Source organism: Pseudalkalibacillus hwajinpoensis (genome assembly GCF_015234585.1).
In the GTDB taxonomy this organism is placed as follows: Bacteria; Bacillota; Bacilli; order Bacillales; family Guptibacillaceae; genus Guptibacillus; species Guptibacillus hwajinpoensis_B.
In genome coordinates this window covers 658,759-676,546 of record NZ_JADFCM010000008.1, presented here as the reverse complement: position 1 = coordinate 676,546, position 17,788 = coordinate 658,759, and the positions used below count along the sequence as shown (strand labels likewise).

Below are 17,788 nucleotides of genomic sequence, written 5' to 3'. Positions count from 1 at the left end.
ATCTTTCTCTTGTACATTTCTACCACATCCTATAGTATATTATAATATACATAAAACATAATATACTATACTTAACAAAGGGCGTGTTTAAGTAATATGAGGGAAATTGCAATCGGTATTCTCGCCTCAATGTTTTTTGCAGTTACATTTATTTTGAATCGTTCTATGGAGTTAGCCGGAGGAAGCTGGATGTGGAGCTCCTCCCTCCGCTTCCTTTTCATGATTCCTTTTCTTCTATTAATTGTACTCGTTAGACGGAATATGAAACAAGTTTTTACTGAAATGCGAAGGAACCCTTTTCAGTGGTTACTCTGGAGTTTTGTTGGATTCGTTTTATTTTATGCCCCTTTAACCTATGCTGCAGCTTATGGCGCAGGGTGGCTTGTGGCAGGAACATGGCAAATGACGATCGTAGGTGGAATTATCGTTGCTCCTCTTTTTTACTCAACCGTTCAAACGTCTAATGGACCGATAAAAAAACGGCACCGCATTCAAACAAAAGCCCTCCTTATTTCCATCGTGATTCTTGCTGGTGTCATGTTAATTCAGTGGCAAAAAGCAAATGAAATGACTGTAAACGAAGTGATGATAGGCATTCTTCCTGTCCTTTTTGCAGCAATTGCTTATCCACTCGGAAACCGAAAGATGATGGAGCTTTGTGATGGACGACTCGATACCTTTCAACGAGTGTTAGGCATGACGCTTGGGAGCACTCCGTTCTGGATTATTTTAAGTGTTATCGCCTGGAATAAGGTTGGCATTCCTTCAGGAGAACAGCTCACTCAATCGCTGATCGTTGCCATCTGTTCAGGCGTTATTGCCACAACATTATTTTTCATCGCAACAGACCGCGTCAGACTTCACCAGGGAAAGCTTGCCTCTGTTGAAGCGACTCAGTCAACTCAGGTATTGTTTGTGATTGCTGGAGAGGGACTGCTTCTATCGAGCCCACTTCCTACTTACATCGCATGGGTTGGCATTGCCCTCATCATTGTCGGCATCGTTCTTCATAGCTTTAATGTTAAAAAGCTGAACGAATCCAGCCCTCCCGATCATCGACAAGTAGATCAACAGAAAACGGTATAGAAAAGCTTACGACTAAAATAAAATGACCAGTCATTTCCTAATGATTGGTCATTTTATGAAGTGTCATGTATCTTATCTCTTCAAACTCTATCCCTTTATGATCGTCTTAGGTAATTGCTTCCGAAAACTCATCATCACGATAAGCCCAACGACGCTAATAACATAAGCGCACATCTCCCATGCGAAACTTTCCAAATGAAGCAGACTAAACAGCAGTTGAGCTCCAAAAAGAATCAGCATTAAGACAAGACTTGATAACAAACCAATAAGAGAATTGAAGTTAGCAATTAAACCAATTATAATGATACCGCCTACAGTTAAAGCAACCGGTTGACTGAGAAACAACACGTCTCTGCCAAATTCTATGTGAAGAATCGTAACCCCTACGGTAAAGATCATCGGAACCATAACGATGCCATAAACAATCAGAAAGCTCTTTACACCTGTATGGAAAGAAGTCATCCGAAGGGCCCATATAAGAGCAACCAACCATACGATCGTTGAAATAGGATAACCGATGATTTCAATTAGTGAAAATGATGTATTCCCATCTATAAACTGTGATACTAAAAAGATACCAAAAACCCCTGCAATCATACGCGCAATTAATTTCCGATTATCATGTGGCGACTGATCCATCGAATCAATCAGTTCTTTTGCGTAAGCTTTCGGATCCTTTCCAAAGATATCTTTCGCTGTCTTTCCGTCGCGCTCCCCCTCCATCAAGTGATCTTCTGCTTCCATTAAGAAACTATCGATTTCCTCTTCACCTACTCCTTTCGTAATCAGATAAATACGCATATCTTGAATAAACTTCTCGTTTTCTTTCGTCATCTCCTCATTCACTCTCCTTGTTTAAAATCTGATTTACGGTTGTGCTTAAATGAATCCACCGCTTCTTAAAACCCTTCAATTCTTCTTCTCCCTTCTTCGTTAACGCGTAGTATTTTCGCTTCGGTCCTGCAGTTGATTTCTTTAATGTTGACTGTATGAGCTGATCTTTCTGTAAACGGATAAGGATCGGGTAAATCGTCCCTTCACTAAATGCTTCGAAGCCATAATCATCAAGCTTTGAGGCAAGCTCATATCCGTATACTTCTCCTTCACTAATAATGGATAAAATACAGCCATCAATGATTCCTTTTAACATTTGAGTTGTTTGCATGTGCTTCACCAATCTTTCCAACCTATAACCCTTGTTATACAAGAGTTATAGAAATCATTCAGCTACCTTGTAAAGCAAGGTATATATGTAGTATATGCTAAGCTATCTTGTATGACAAGAGTTATATTCATATTTTTCCAAAATAGAAGAAACGCCCCAGCAATGCTTAGGGGCGCTCGTTTTTTTAATGTAGCGTTACTTTCACAAGTTCAATCAAAACTTCTTCCGCAGAACGAACCGGTTCTCCCCCACCCTGCGCAAAGTCTTTCTTTCCTCCACCTTTTCCATTAATGAATGGAAGAACTTCTTTTAAACTAAGGTTCATATCATAAGATAAAGCTTCTCCTCTTCCACAAACGATTTGCAGCTTATCTTCTCCCTCACTTATGAAAAAGACGATCACATGTGGATCTTCTTTTAGCACCATCTTCGCTAGCTTTTGCAGTTCTTTCATTCCATGTTGTTTGGAAATCATCTGTACGACTTTTTGGTCATGAATGGTATCAGCACCATGAAGTAATTCCTTTGCTTCATAGGTAAGTAGTTTTTCATTTAGCTCTTCAATCGTTTTTTCATATTCTTTCGACTGAAGGAGCACTCGTTCTGCCGCTTCTACTAAATGTGATTGAGGAACGCTAAGAGCGTTCGTGAGTCCAAGCATGATACCCTGTTTCTCTCGAAGTTCATCAGTTACTCGCTCGCCACAGACAAAATGGACGCGCGTTTGTTTTTTTTGCTTTTCTATTTTTAAAATAGATATCGCCTGTACCTGGCCTGTCGAAGAAGGATGTGTCCCTCCGCATCCGCTATAGTCAACGTCTGGAATTATCACAAGACGAATGTCATCCGATACGGCTAGCTGCTTACGAAGGGTATAGTTCGCCAGCTCCTCTTCGCTTACCCACTTCGTTTCAATCGGCAAGTTCCGCTGAACAACGTTATTCGCAAATTTTTCAGCTGTTTTAACTTCTTCATCATCAAGAGCGGCAACGTTAAGATCGATCGTACAAACTTCCTGACCTAGATGAAAGCTCACCGTACTATATCCAAGTTGGTCTTCAAAAGCTGCCGAAAGAATGTGCTGTCCTGCATGCTGCTGCATGTGATCAAACCTGCGTGGCCAGTTGATATCACCGTGAATATGTTCTGCCTCAGGAAGCTTGCCGTCAACATAGTGACGAACTTCTCCTTCTACCTCTTCTACATCAAGAACCTGAACACCATTAAGCGTTCCACGATCATACGGCTGTCCCCCACCAGTTGGATAAAAAGCCGTTTGATCTAGAACAACGTAAGAGCGATTCGCTTCATCTGTGAACTGCTCCCACTTTTCAGCTGTAAATGTCTTAATGTATGGGTCTTCATAAAATAGCTTTGTCGTCATTGCATTTCACTTCTTTCTGTACTAGTAAATAAGTTACTATTGATTAGCTTATCATTTATCAGATTTGAGAGCCGCTGTATCAATCTCAAAAAAAAGTTATTTGAAATAGCGCGGAATGAATGAAGTTCTTGTAGAAAAATCGAATATAAGTTTAAACCTATTACCTAATCAGTTTTTGAAGTCCAGCATTCCGTTCTTGGCGCACTTCCTCCGAAGCGAGATCATATTTCTTCAATAGGTGAAACAGTTCGTTCAATGTTTCTTGTGTAATCGTTTGTTGTAAGAAGCGATATGTATCCTGCACAAGTTCATCTGGCATATAAGGTGACTGGTTCTCAAGCTTCGTCATAACGTCTCCGTACGAGTGATTGATTGTACATTTCCCCACTTGCCTTCACTCCTCTCTTCTTATTCTACTAGTTTAGCACGATTCATTCACACGGTAGTCCATTCAAGTAAAAAAGAACAGACGATTTGTCTGTTCTTTACTTTTATACAGCTTTATCTTTTGGCTTTTGTTCTTCTACCCCTCCAACTTCTTCTGAATCATCAAACTTCTCGAATTTCTTAGGATGACGAATGATTTTCATAAGAGAACCGAGAACGAATAGGGATAAGAAGAGAGCCGGAACACCACCGAGATTGGCTAACATTTTAATTCCATCAATATTCGCATAGCTGATCATGATCCATGCAACTAGCGTTACTGTAATCCCCCACACAACTTTTATGAGCACGCTTGGTTCAGGACTACTAGGTGTAATTCCCGTTGAAGAAATACCACCCATGGCTGCAAGGTTTGAATCAGCTGCAGTAACAAAGGATATAAAGACGATAAACACATAAATCGGAATCACAATTGCAGCAAGTGGTAGAGCATCAAATACCGCATAGAGAGCAGCCTCTGCACCTACTGTATTCATGATATTAGCAAGTCCAGCACCCGTCATCTCCATGTTAATTGCTGTTCCACTAAAGATCGTCATCCATAATCCTCCGAAAAATGCTGGTAAAACAAAATTGACGATAATCATGTGTTTCACTTTGTAGCCAAATGAAATTCTTCCAAGGAATAAAGCCGTAATCGCTGCCCACGAGAACCAGCTTGCCCAGTAGAACGTCGTCCACGATTGGGGCCAAGGATCTCCAGCAGATGCTCCCGTGAAGAGACTTTTGTTAAAGAAGTTCGTAAAATAATTTCCCGCCGATTCCGTCCCTAAATTTAATAAGTAAGAAGTTGGTCCCACGATAAACATAAAGATGATAATACCTATAAAAAGTCTCATATTGATATTGGAAAGAACTCGAATCCCTTTCATTAAACCTGTAGACGCTGAAATAATAAACGTCACCATTAACGCAATGGCAATCGCAGCCCATAAGGTTGGAGAACTTGCAATTCCACTAATATAGTTAACGCCACCGCCAAGGTTCAATAAACTCGTACCCATCGAAGCTGCCATCCCAAGAGCAAGAGTGTAAAGGCAAAGAGCATCAATCACATTCGCCCATTTATCCGAAATGCGATTACCGAATAGGGGAGCTAATGTTGAACTTAAGCTAAAAGGCTTCTTCATATTATAGTACGCAAAAGCAAAGACGATCGCTGGTAAGCAGTAAATCGCATATGGTGTAATCGTCCAATGCAAGTACATTGTAGAAAGTGAGAAGATGGCTGCTGCTGGACTATTCGGATCAATGCCAAGCGATTCTGGAGGTGCCGATACATGGTATAGTGGCTCAACAATTCCCCAAAACGTCAGACCTGCCGCAATCGTGGTCGTTAAGGTGATGGCAAACCACGTCATTGGTTTCAACATCGGCTTCGCTTTGGCTCCGCCAATGCGGATATTTCCTAGCGGTGAGAAATATACAGCAACACAGGCTACAACCATTAATAACCCTGCGATACTAAATAGCCAGCCAAGATTGGCAATCACCCAGTTGTTCATATTAGTTGCCGTCGAAATAAAGGCCTCTTTATTTGTAAAACTAACAATGGCAGCTGCAAGTAATAGAAGAAACGGTGGCCAGAAAACCGGATGCTTAAAACTTTTCATAACATGAACCCCTCCCATGAGATTATTCAATTAACCGTTACCGCAAGTAAAACTGCTGTTTCTTGACTGCATCCACCTTTTTTTGATATTTCTCTTTGGACGAGTCCGCATTGTAATCGAACGGCCTTATACACCTTAAATCAATTCTGTATAACGTTCTCCATTGATCACCGGTTCTCTTTGAAAATCAATCACAGATCGACCTACATTCACGCAGTTGCAATCATGAAATGAGTCAAAGGCCTGGTTGATTTCATCCAAGGAAACGCGATTAATCACAAGTTCATCAAGCATAAACTTACCATCGAGGTAAAGCTCAGCAATTTTAGGAAAATCACGATATGGCTGGGTATCTCCGTAGAAGCTTCCTTTGATCACTTTTCCAACTCGGTGAAAACCACCCGCAGGCAGACTAAGTGACATTTCAGGATGAAAGGCACCAACAACTACAATCGTTCCACCTTTACGAGTTGCATTCCAGGCGTTAGCGGTAGCAGCTGTATGTCCTGAGCAGTCGATCGCATAATGAACACCAAATCCGTTCGTTATCGCACGAATCATTTCAGGTGCATCCCCCTCGCTCACGTTCACAGTATGTGTAGCCCCGAATTGCTTCGCGATTTCAAGGTTCGCTGGCTTCATATCACAGGCAATGATTTTCGAAGCACCGGCGATTCTCGCACCTTGAATCGCATTCACTCCTACACCTCCGATGCCAAACACAGCAACGGTTGAACCCGGAGTTACTTTAGCGGCATTGACCGCTGCACCATATCCAGTGGCAACGCCACATCCAATCAGCGATGCTTGAGCCAGCGGCATCGCATCTGGTAATTTCACACAAGACATATCAGGAACGACGGCATATTCAGCAAATGTCGAAAGAAGAGAATTATGAAAAAGCGGAAGACCATCCTTACTAAGTCGAGAAGTTCCATCGAGAAGCGTACCGTTAAACATTGGGCCAAAGGCTGACTCACAAAGATGAATAGCACCAGTGACACAAAACTCACACGTCCCGCAGTAGGGAACCCAGCTTAGTGCTACTTTGTCACCAGGTTTAACCGTCTTGACGTTAGGACCTACCTCAACAACTGTACCAGCGCCTTCATGACCAAGAATGGTTGGGAACGGGGTCGATGGATCTTGTACGGCGTTGAGGTCACTATGACAAACCCCAGTCGCCGCAATTTTTACAAGGACTTCATTTGCTTTCGGTGAAGCTAACTCCACTTCTTGAATTTCAAGTGGTGCACCTAGACCCGTCATTACAGCCGCTTTCATTTTCATACTCTTTCCTCCGCTCTTTTAGTAAGCAACCCAGATTGCTTTTGTTTTTGTATACGATTGAAGCGAGTGCACGGCATATTCTTTGCCCCAACCACTTTGTTTCCAGCCTCCAAATGGACTAGCAAAGTCGTAGCAGCCATATTTGTTTACGAATACCATACCAGCTTCAAGCTTTTTCGCTACGCGATGCGCACGAGAGACATCATTCGTCCATAGACCAGCAGCAAGACCATAAATCGTATCATTCGCCATTCGAATAACCTCTTCTTCCGAATCGAATGGCAGGATGCAAAGGACAGGTCCAAATATCTCTTCCTGTGCAATCGTCATACCGTTTGTCACGTCAGCGAAAATAGTTGGCTTAATATAAAATCCATTCGCTTTCTCACCCTCAATATCACGCTCTCCTCCGGCGACAAGCCGTGCGCCTTCTTGTTTTCCACTTTCAATGTAATGAAGAATACTGTTCATATGAGCCTCTGAAACCTGTGGTCCCTGATCACTTTCAGGATCAAATGGATCACCACACTTGTATACGCTTGCATATTCACCGATTTTTTCAACTACCTCATCATAAACTGGGCGCTCCACAAAAAGTCGTGTTGGTGCAGAACACTTCTCGCCTTTATGGGTAAACAACCCATAGAATGAACGTCCAATCGCCCCTTCAAGATTTGGTGCGTCTGCAAAAATAATATTTGGTGACTTGCCTCCTAGCTCTAGTGTTACTGGCTTCAAGTTGGAATCCGCTGAATCATGAACGAGCTTTTTCCCAACTTCCGTGCTTCCTGTAAAGGAAATTTTATCAACGTCCAAATGCGTGCTAATGTAAGATCCAATCGAGCCTTTACCAAGAATTAAATTTAGAACGCCTGGCGGTAATAGCTTCGCTTCATGAATGATTTCAACAAGACGAATTGCTGAGTAAGATGTCGTACTAGAAGGCTTCAAAACAACCGTATTCCCCATCGCAAGCGCTGGCGATAGCTTCCATACGGCCATACCAATTGGAAAATTAAATGGAACAATTTGACCACAAACGCCGATAGGATCTCGCGTTGTATAGCTTAAGAAATTTCCTTCCACCGGATTGTTTTCTCCATAATACTTATCCGTCCATCCCGCGTAATATTGGAAGAGATCTGATGCTTCTTGAACATCATCGTTATAAGCTTCCGTATAAAGCTTTCCATTATCTAGAGACTCAAGCGTTGCTAACTCATCCTGGTGTTCAATAATAAGAGCACTAATCTCGCGTAGAATCCTTGCTCTTTCTTTTCGCGTTGTTTCTTTCCATGTGCCATGATCGAACGCCTCTCTAGCTGCCGAAACTGCTTGATCGACATCTTCTTTTTTGGCGCTATGGATTGAACCAGTTCGTTTTCCAGTCGCAGGATTAATGGATTCAATCGTTTCTCCGCTACTGCTTTCCACCCACCGTCCATTTATATAAAGCTTTTTTGGTTTCTCAAGCCAATGACTCGCCCACTCTAACTTTGGCTGCTTAATGCCTTCAAACTTCTTTTGAATGTTTTTCATATTAATATCCCCCATTTGCTTGTAGTTGAAGTAACCCATCTTTACCATCTGTTTTCATTGCGTTTGAGACAGCTTCATAACCAAAGCGTTCTTTTAAATCAACAACTAGCGGAATTGTGGTGTTTGCATAATCTCTGCACGTTGCTTCATTCACTCTTATTCCTTTTACACAACGTTCTTCGAAAACTGGCAGCACATTTGTCAACATTTGGATCGCATCTATTATCGCCATCCCGGCTACGCCTTCGAACACGTTAAGATCAAGCTCTCCATGTTCTAGTGCTGCCTGGACAGTACGATCACACCCAAGTACCTTGAAACAACATTGAATGAGCGTTTCAGGTATTACTGGATTTACTTTCCCAGGGAAGAACGATGAGCCCGCCTGTACTGCCGGTAGCGATAGTTCTCCAAAACCTGTTTCAGGACCAGAAGCGCGAATGCGTAGATCTTTTCCGAATTTAATCAAACCACTAGCTAGCTGCCTCAGCTCGTTTGATACATCTCCAAGGTCATCAAGATGCTGAGCTGCATCAAATAAATTGTCACGGTACATGACGTTCCGACTCGTCGTTTCCCTTAAATAATGCAAAATGTTTTTCCGGTATCCCTCAGACGCTCCAATCCCAGAACCGATAACCGTTCCTCCTAGATTAATGCGGTCCATTTGTTCTGTAGCTTTTTGTAGTGACTCCATGCGGCGATCAAGCAACGCCTCAACACCTGACATCGAATCTCCGAGCGGTACCCTCATTCCATCCTGTAAACAGGTGCGCGAAATGGTCATTACATCCGACCATTCATTCGCTTTTTCTCTTATGCTTTGTTGCAACGATTTCACAACAGCAAGGAGCTTCTCCAGTTGCCTTGCAATCGTAAGACGAATCGCCGTATGACAAACGTCCGAAGTGGATTGGGAAGCGTTCACATGATCATTGGGTTGCACTTCTTCGTAGCTACCAATCTCGTATCCAAGAATTTGATTCGCTCGATTCGATACAACTTCATTCACGTTCATGTTCGATCCAATACCACCTCCTCCGTGATATGGATCAACTGGAAAATGTTCTACGTGCTTTCCGCTAATAAGCTCATCACATGCTGTAACAATGGCATCCTGAATTCGCTTCGGTAGCACTCCCGCCTCACCATTTGCAAGCGTAGCAGCCTTTTTCACAATGCTTAGTGCCTTCACATAATCGGGATAATCTGTAAGCTTTTTTTCTGAAAAGCTTAGATTTGCAGTACTCCTAACTGTCTGGATCCCATAGAGAGCCTCGCTTGGAATCTTGACAGTGCCAAACTCATCTTGCTCATATCTCATCTGAAAACCCTCTTTCACGAATAGGCGGTTTGAACTACCCGAGACTGACTGAATGCGATAGAAACAAATAATGATTATGCTAAATCAATTAAAGCGTTTTCATTTCGCTATACGTTAAGGACCTTCACACTCACGCGAACAATATGTTTAAAAGTACATTAAATCCTCCTTGAATCTAACTTGAATTTCTCACTGTTATATAATGCAAGGATTGTGCCAACTTTTAAATCCTTATAACAGTGCGAATTGTTCCCCACAATTACTAAAAGTGTAGAAAAATTCTACACTTTTACTGTAGAAAATTCCTACAGTGTCGCATTTTCACACAAAAAAAGCACTGTTCCATTGAACAGCGCCTTACTTCTTCTTTGTGAATTTCGCTAATAGCAGCGCAATAATAATACAGGCGATGCCAAGCAACACAATATTATTTGATATAAAGTCCAGAGTCACTCAACTACCTTTCTATCATAATCAACATCTAACAACAGCTTACCACAAAGTAAGCCTTCCATCAGAGAAGGAAAATGCTGTCTTTTGATGATGAAAGAGCCACTGGAAGCTCTACCCTCTATTCCACTCTTAACAACCCTTGGTCTTGTAGAAAAGCCTTCGCGACTTTTCCTACATCCTGGTGCAAAACGTCCACTCGATAGTTTAGACCAATCATTTCTTCGTTTGTAATGGAAGCAGAAAGCTTCTCAAGTGGCTCTTGAATCTCTGGATATTGCTCTATCATTTTCCGCTGTACTACTGGAGCAGCATCATATGGTGGAAACGCCTTGCGATTATCTTCTAATACAATGAGGTGATAGTCTTTAATTCGACTATCCGTAATCATTCCAACAGCTACCTGTACTCGAGACTCTTTTACAGCGAGGCTCAGCAATTCTGAATCAACCGCAAGGAGCTGATCTTTGTTCACCGAAAATTGATACACGTCTTCTAAATGACTGAGACCGTCTTCTCTTATTAAATATTCGTCATTTGTCGCCATTTTTAATGATGGATGTTCCTGATTGCTCATATACGTGACAAGATCACTCACCGAATCAAGTTGATGCTGCTTAGCAAAGGACTCTTTCATGATGAGCCCCCAAGAACTATTAAAATCACTTTTCTCTAACCAAATAATATCGTTTTTTTCATCTTCTTTTTTAACAGATTCATAAGCTTTGAGTGAATCATAACCTGGTCCACTTTTATGATAAATCGTTTTAGCGGTGTTCGTGTACTCCCAATACAAATCAATCACTTTGTTTTCAAATGCATCACGAATGGAAGGACTATCAAGAAAGCGCATTTCATCAATATCAAATCCTTCTTCCATCAAAAGAAGGGCAGTCATTTTCATTAAAAGGTATTGTTCAGTAAATGCTTTGGATCCAAGTTTAATAGTCAGATGAGCGCTCTCTGTGGCATCTTTCTGCTTTATTTCTTCTTTTGACTGACAAGAAATAAGGAAAGTAAGGCATCCAATGATTAGAAGAAACCTTCTCATAGACTGATGCCGATTTTTTTCATTTTGTAAATTAACGTATGCCTGGCAATCCCAAGGCGGTCTGCTGCTTTCGTCTGGTTGCCATTTGTTTCTCCAAGCGCTTGTCGAATCATCTTTTCCTCTATATCTTCTAGCACCTCGGAAAGACTTCCACTGAAGTCCTGTGATCCTACAGGTTCATCTTTTGGTATCGACATAAGAGATGCATGCGCAAGATCTTCTGGCATAATTGTTCCTTCTCGTTTTACGATATGAATGCGTTCAAGCATATTGAGTAGCTCGCGAATGTTACCTGGCCACGTATGACGGAGGAGAAGGTTGATGCATTCCTCTGCTATATAAATTTGTTTCTTATACTTTCGATTTAATTTCTTCATTTGTGATTGAATGAAAAGGGGGATATCTTCCATCCTTTCACGTAGGGGAGGGATCTCAATTTCGATTAAATTTAGACGATAGTAAAGATCCTCACGAAACATACCTTCCGCAACGGATTTTTTTAAATCCTTATTCGTTGCTGTAATGATTCGTACATCTACTGTGCGATATTCATTGCTACCTAGCTGCATCACCTTTTTATCTTCAATGACATGAAGAAGCTTTGCTTGCATGGAAGGAGAAATCTCTCCAATCTCATCTAGAAAAATCGTCCCTTTATCTGCAGCAGCGAATTTTCCGATTTTCGTTGTTACAGCTCCGGTAAATGCTCCCTTCTGATAACCAAACAACTCACTTTCGAGAAGGTGCTCAGGTATAGCCGCACAGTTAATCGATAGCATTGGGCCCGCCCCTCGATAACTATTTGAATGAATCCAATGAGCAAGAGCCGTTTTGCCCACGCCACTCTCACCTAGCACTAAAATACTTGCATCCGTATCCTTCACCTGATTTAGAAATGCCATCACACGCTTCATCTCAGGACTTTGAAATACAAATGGATCGTTTTCTTTTGGCGGAGGCTCTACCTTTGTATCGAGTTGTTTCATAACCAAGTCTTTCACTTCTTCGAGCTCCATCGGTTTGTTCAAATAATCGACGGCGCCCAGTTTCATTGCCCCGACAGCACTCTCGACATTTCCATAAGCCGTCATCATAATGACCGGCACATCTGGCTTAAGCCTTTTCATTTCTTCCAATACTTGAAGACCTGTCATATCTGGTAGCATATAATCCAGAATTACGACTGCCGTTTCTTTTCTTTTAAATAAGTCGATAGCAGCACTTCCCTTATGAGCCAAAACTGACGATAGGCCTGCCTTCGTTAACTTCCTGCCGATTAGCTTCGCAAGCTGCATTTCATCATCTACGATCAAAACGGTTTTCTCCATAACGCCACCCCTTTTCTATCGTTGGAACCAACAATGAATCGTTGTCCCCTCACCCTCTACGCTCTCAACCGTAAGATCGCCATTATTTTCTTTAATGATATCTCTCGCGATCGTTAACCCAAGTCCATTCCCTTCTTCCTTAGTCGAAAAAAATGGATCAAAAAGCCATTCAAGATTACTCGTAACAATGCCCGTTCCTGTGTCTCCGATAGCGACATGAACATATTTCTCATCCTCTTCAATCGTAACGGTTAATGTTCCTTCCTCTTTCATTGCATCGATTGCGTTAAGAATGATATTTAAAAAGGCTTGAATTAACTCATCATAGAAACCGACGAGGTCTCCGCTTGTCTCATAGTGCTTTACGACCTCTATATTTAATTCTTTTAGCTTAAATCTCACTAGATGTAGGACTTCATCAATCACTTTCTTTAACTGGATTGGTCGAGCATCGGCTTTGTTAACTTTTGCAAAATTCAAGAAATTATTCACAATGAGCTTCATTCGTTTCACGACTTGATCAATATCACGCGATAATTCAAGAATCTCTTCTGAACTATTGGCTTCCTCCACTTCTTCTCTTAACATCTCAGAAGATCCTGTTAAAATCGCAAGCGGGTTTTTGATTTCATGAGCAATACCCGTGGTAATTTGCCCTATTAATGCAAGCTTATCATTTTGTTTCAAACGTGACTCTAGCATCTTCATTTGTGAAATATCCTGTAGCACAGCAATGCTGCCAATAATTTTATTCTGAGCATTATAGAAGCGAGACGTAGCGATATTCACAATGTGACGCCTTCCATTTGCATCGATAATGTAACTTTCACATTCGATGCTAGGGTCCTCAGAGATTAAGGCTTTTAACAACATAAAGTCTTCATCGGTACTTTTAATCGGAAGTTCTGATAATGACTTTCCCACGAGATCATTTCTACTATACCCAATGAGGTTTTCGAATCGATTGTTCACATGCGTTACGATCGCGTGATCATTAATCGTAATCATGCCATAAGGGATTCCTTCAATCATGTCATTTAAGTAGCGTTCACTTTCTTCTAGCTGATGCTGCTTCTCATAATTACTATTGCCGACAGAAATGATCGTTCGAGTCAATTCTCCCACTTCATCTTTTCGGACACTTTGCGATGGATCATGCTCCTGGTAAAAAACCTTCTCCCTATAATCCTTTGCATAATCTGTTAATCGAATAATGGGATAAACAATATTTCGAATACCGGCAACGATGAAAAAGAATGAAAGAATGAGAATGCCGAGAAAGGATAACGTAAGCACTAGTGATAGTTTTCGAACAGGGGCAAAGGCAATATCTTCTGACACCCCGTAAACTAGACCCCATTCATCACGCAGTGTTTGATAAGCGATGATGCTCTGATTCCCTCCATAAGATGAACGTGCAACCCCTGAAACTTCCTCAAATATTTGCTTAGAAGGTAAATCACTTGAAATAGCTGAGCCGATTGATTGTTCATTGGTAGAAGCCAGGACAATTCCTTCTAGATCAACCATCATCCCAAAATGTCCTTCACTCATGCTGATACTTCTTACGATTTCAGATAAATAATCCTGACTAAATTCAGCAATTAAAGCACCTTGAAAAGCGTTTTTTTCATCAAAGACTGGAATCCCCACCGAAACAATATCCTCACCGCTAAAATTTTGAATAACACTAGAAACAGCATAATTGTGCGTCCATTGAATTCGATCAAACTCTGGATAGTGATAAGAGACACCTTCAAGCTCAGGGGCAAAAGGAGATTCAAATATGACGTTACTAGTGTCATCTAAATAATAGATAGACCGAATAATAGAGCTCTGCGCAATCGCCTGTCTGGATCGCTCATACATACGTTCCGCGTTAATTTCGCTTCCTTCTCCATTTCCTGCCATTAAATGCAGCTGCAAAACAACACTGGAAATTTCATTATTTACACGCTTCACGATACTTTCCGTGTTCGCGACATTCTCACTAATAATGTCCTCTTCAATCATATCTTCCGCATAGTTAATGATCAGCTGATAGATCATTAACGTTGGTATAACAAGAATGAAAACAAAAATCATGACAGACTTTCTTAAAATACTTGCATGAACTGACTCAAATAAACGAATGAGCTGTTTTGTTATGGTTTTCATTCCATCCCACCAGTTGTTGTGATATGTCGAACTTGTCTCATTTAAATTCATCATAATCGTCCACTCGCTCAATTGGCAATAGGAGATTTAGAGATTATACCTTGCTCCCTATTTTCAACACATTCTTCCCCAGCGGAACGAAAAGTAATGTTTCATTCGACTTCTTCCATTCATTTCCCCGGAAATGGTCAACTAAATTACAAAAGAATTCGCTTAAACTAGACAAGGAATTTTTTCCCGGCTCGACACCAATATCCCATTCTTTTACGGAACGTTATGTATAATGATGTCATCAACTTACTTCAGTAGGGAGGAATCATATGAAAACGCTTCGTCTCGTATTGTTGTTTACTTTACTACTCATCGTCACGTCATGTAACTTCTTAACTACTTCTGACTCATCGGAAAAGGTAGAAGCGGAGAAAGAAACGGTGGACAAGCCTTCAGAGGAAGCCGTACAAAAGGACATTCTATTTCAAGATGGCACGTACAAGTGGGAGAAAGATGGAGAAATCCACGGGGGGCTTGATGTAACAGATTCAACTTCTACTTCCTTTACATTTATGCTTCAATCCTATGATGGTCAAAATGTTGGAGAGCTTTCAGGGACTGCTGAGGTTAACGGAGAAATGGCTCATTTCACACACCCTGATAATGAGGCTTGCAAAGCCTCATTCGGTTGGAAAGAGGACCGCTTAGCCATTGATACGAGTGAAGCATGTGAATCAATGAATGAGAATAGCGCCTCTTTTACAGGCGTATATACTCGAATCGAACTGGAATCGAATACGAATAATGAAGCAGCGAACGAAGAAAGTACTTCTGAATGGAAAGAAGCACTTTATATTGATCCTGCGTTCGATCAGGGGAACTTAAGCATATCAAACGTAACAAAGGAATCCTTTCAGTTTACGATCGACGTCAGTAGTGGATCGGATGTTGGGAAATTAAATGGAACAGCTACTATAAACGGTGATGAAGCAACGTTTGAGGATACGGAAGATCCTTCTTGCTCAGGTACGTTTATTCGAACGAATGACGTCATTACATTTATTGAAGAAGCCTGTCTTAGTTACCATGACGCAGCTGTTGGGTTTAATGGTGATTATACGATGACAGATGAAAAACCATTAACATCAGCCGAGAACACCCCTACTTCCTGTGAAAAAGCTCCGTTCCATTCAGAATTACTGAATTTTGCAGAGCAAGGTCACCTAAAGGATGCCTCCATTTTTCTTGGAATGTCCGAAGAGGCCTTAAAGAAGATAAAGCCTGAGATGACCTATGATGAAACCTTCTATGAAGGAACACCTGGATTCTATGATGAAAAGTACGCTTACTTAACTGCAAACGAAACGGTAAGTCATTTACGTTATAACGCGTTATCGGAAGGACCCGCTATCCCTTACACTGATGTAGTTTGTCAATTTGGCGAGCCTGATGAGATCGTCTTTAACGAACTAGATAACGAGTATTTGCACGTATATCATACTGGTGAATACAGACTTTCTTTCGTCTCAGAATCAAAAGAAGGTGACATTAAAGCAGTAGCGCTTGAAACCGTGCAAGCGCAATAATCTAAAAGTTTTAAAATCAGCATAAGGGTCAGGCACATCTGCGCCTGACCCTTATGCTTAAATTGGCTCACCCCCCCATCCTCTCTAGCACTTATAGACCATTATGTTTCCGCTTTACTTTGCAAAAAACTTATTTATTTTTCTGGGTACAGCTTTTTCAAATATTCGATCGATTGACATATTAGCTCTTTAAGCACTTCAAGATCAATGTCCGCAAGCTTATTTACATAAACACAGGCCTTCCCTGTTGTATGCTTGCCTAATCGTGCTAAAGCTTCCTCGCGCTCTGGTTCTCCTTGAGCGAGATACAAACTAATCTTAGCCTTTCTAGGAGAAAATCCAACGAGCGGTGCATCCCCCTCATGTCCCGTAGCGTATTTATAATGATAACTTCCAAATCCAATAATACTTGGTCCCCACAATTTCGCTTCATACCCTGTCGTTTCAGTAAAAAGATCTAACAAACGATAGCCATCCTCCCGCTTCTTTGGATGATCAACGCTTTCAATGAATTCAATCACACTATTATCCGTTTCTTTCGTTTTCAGCTCATACATCAATATACCCCCTCCATTTCATTACTTTCACTTTATATCTACTCCGCTCATTCGTTAATTCCTTTTTATTTGCCATTGTTCAACAATCGCAAACTTCGAAAGCTTATTAGCGCTATGCACTTATAAGTAAAAATGTATCAAGAGTATTTCTTTTATTACCGTTTCATGTTTCTTATCGAAAATCAGTTAGGAAACGGGTAAATCGGGAACGTTCCTCTTTATAGTCATACCGAACTATCGTTGATACTTACATCTCGGAGGTATAACCATGTTTACTTTAAATGATATCCCAATGTTCTTTGTGAATTTCTTCATTATTCTACCAATTGTCACTCTTGTTCATGAAGCAGGTCACGTGCTCCTAGCGCGGCTGTTTGGAGGCAAGGTGAAATTTTGCATCGGTACAGGACGTACACTGTTTCATATAGGACCGCTGGAAATTAGAAGAAAGTACTTCATGGAAGGTTGGTGCCAATACGAAGAATTAACCTACAATAAAACGTGGGCACACGTTGCGATCTATTTAGGTGGCAGTCTATTCAATCTCATCGTGATTCTAATTATTAACTACTTGATCACCTCAAACACAATACCTGTTACGCTATTTTTCTATCAGTTCACATATTTCTCTATCTATTTTATTTTCTTCTCACTTATGCCTTTCCGAAATGACAACGGGAGACCAAGTGACGGGATGGCGGTATTCGATGTTCTTCGATACGGAAAATCCGTCGATCCAATTGATTAAAAATAAATGAAAAAAGCCAGATTCTGTTCTCACACAGCTTCTGGCTTTTTTCCATATCGCACCATCATTCTT

General features: G+C 41.1%; 15 protein-coding genes. 3 read left to right on the top strand and 12 right to left on the bottom strand.

Annotation, left to right across the window (positions count from 1 at the left end):
- Positions 1-96 precede the first annotated feature (96 nt).
- Positions 97-1,086, top strand: coding sequence for a DMT family transporter (locus tag IQ283_RS15195; RefSeq protein WP_194220972.1), 990 nt, complete (start codon positions 97-99; stop codon positions 1,084-1,086).
- An 87-nt stretch (positions 1,087-1,173) separates the two neighbouring features.
- Here IQ283_RS15195 and IQ283_RS15190 read toward each other — a convergent pair whose 3' ends face one another.
- From IQ283_RS15190 to IQ283_RS15140, 11 genes are all read right to left on the bottom strand, one after another.
- On the bottom strand, positions 1,174-1,920 hold the full coding sequence (locus tag IQ283_RS15190; protein WP_194220971.1) for a DUF1129 family protein: 747 nt from the start codon (positions 1,918-1,920) through the stop codon (positions 1,174-1,176).
- A gap of 4 nt (positions 1,921-1,924) precedes the next feature.
- Positions 1,925-2,251, bottom strand: a complete 327-nt coding sequence (locus IQ283_RS15185) for a PadR family transcriptional regulator (protein WP_194222252.1) — start codon at positions 2,249-2,251, stop codon at positions 1,925-1,927.
- A gap of 184 nt (positions 2,252-2,435) precedes the next feature.
- Positions 2,436-3,635 (bottom strand): alanyl-tRNA editing protein, encoded by a 1,200-nt coding sequence (locus tag IQ283_RS15180; protein WP_194220970.1) that lies wholly within the window; start codon positions 3,633-3,635, stop codon positions 2,436-2,438.
- 160 nt (positions 3,636-3,795) lie between these two features.
- On the bottom strand, positions 3,796-4,023 hold the full coding sequence (locus IQ283_RS15175) for a hypothetical protein (RefSeq protein ID WP_408962603.1): 228 nt from the start codon (positions 4,021-4,023) through the stop codon (positions 3,796-3,798).
- 103 nt (positions 4,024-4,126) lie between these two features.
- On the bottom strand, positions 4,127-5,695 hold the full coding sequence (locus IQ283_RS15170) for a BCCT family transporter (protein ID WP_194220969.1): 1,569 nt from the start codon (positions 5,693-5,695) through the stop codon (positions 4,127-4,129).
- Between the two features lie 135 nt (positions 5,696-5,830).
- On the bottom strand, positions 5,831-6,985 hold the full coding sequence (locus tag IQ283_RS15165; protein ID WP_194220968.1) for a Zn-dependent alcohol dehydrogenase: 1,155 nt from the start codon (positions 6,983-6,985) through the stop codon (positions 5,831-5,833).
- Positions 6,986-7,003: 18 nt separating this feature from the next.
- Positions 7,004-8,524, bottom strand: coding sequence for an aldehyde dehydrogenase family protein (locus tag IQ283_RS15160; protein ID WP_194220967.1), 1,521 nt, complete (start codon positions 8,522-8,524; stop codon positions 7,004-7,006).
- A 1-nt stretch (position 8,525) separates the two neighbouring features.
- A complete protein-coding gene (locus IQ283_RS15155; RefSeq protein WP_194220966.1) occupies positions 8,526-9,848 on the bottom strand; it encodes a lyase family protein in 1,323 nt (440 codons plus the stop codon).
- Between the two features lie 571 nt (positions 9,849-10,419).
- The gene (locus tag IQ283_RS15150) at positions 10,420-11,349 is read right to left on the bottom strand and encodes a glycine betaine ABC transporter substrate-binding protein (RefSeq protein ID WP_194220965.1); all 930 of its coding nucleotides are present in this window, start codon (positions 11,347-11,349) and stop codon (positions 10,420-10,422) included.
- On the bottom strand, positions 11,346-12,677 hold the full coding sequence (locus IQ283_RS15145) for a sigma-54-dependent transcriptional regulator (RefSeq protein WP_194220964.1): 1,332 nt from the start codon (positions 12,675-12,677) through the stop codon (positions 11,346-11,348). The genes IQ283_RS15150 and IQ283_RS15145 overlap by 4 nt, the downstream gene beginning before the upstream one ends.
- Positions 12,678-12,692: 15 nt before the next feature.
- Positions 12,693-14,834: a sensor histidine kinase gene (locus tag IQ283_RS15140; RefSeq protein ID WP_194220963.1), complete on the bottom strand. Its 2,142-nt coding sequence runs from the start codon at positions 14,832-14,834 to the stop codon at positions 12,693-12,695.
- Between the two features lie 320 nt (positions 14,835-15,154).
- Between IQ283_RS15140 and IQ283_RS15135 the strand changes: the two genes are divergently transcribed.
- On the top strand, positions 15,155-16,411 hold the full coding sequence (locus IQ283_RS15135; RefSeq protein WP_194220962.1) for a hypothetical protein: 1,257 nt from the start codon (positions 15,155-15,157) through the stop codon (positions 16,409-16,411).
- Positions 16,412-16,545: 134 nt separating this feature from the next.
- On the opposite strand, the gene IQ283_RS15130 is transcribed toward IQ283_RS15135, so the two are convergent.
- Positions 16,546-16,968, bottom strand: coding sequence for a DUF1801 domain-containing protein (locus tag IQ283_RS15130; protein ID WP_194220961.1), 423 nt, complete (start codon positions 16,966-16,968; stop codon positions 16,546-16,548).
- 268 nt (positions 16,969-17,236) lie between these two features.
- On the opposite strand from IQ283_RS15130, the gene IQ283_RS15125 reads away from it, so the two are divergent.
- On the top strand, positions 17,237-17,716 hold the full coding sequence (locus IQ283_RS15125) for a site-2 protease family protein (protein ID WP_194220960.1): 480 nt from the start codon (positions 17,237-17,239) through the stop codon (positions 17,714-17,716).
- Positions 17,717-17,788 lie beyond the last annotated feature (72 nt).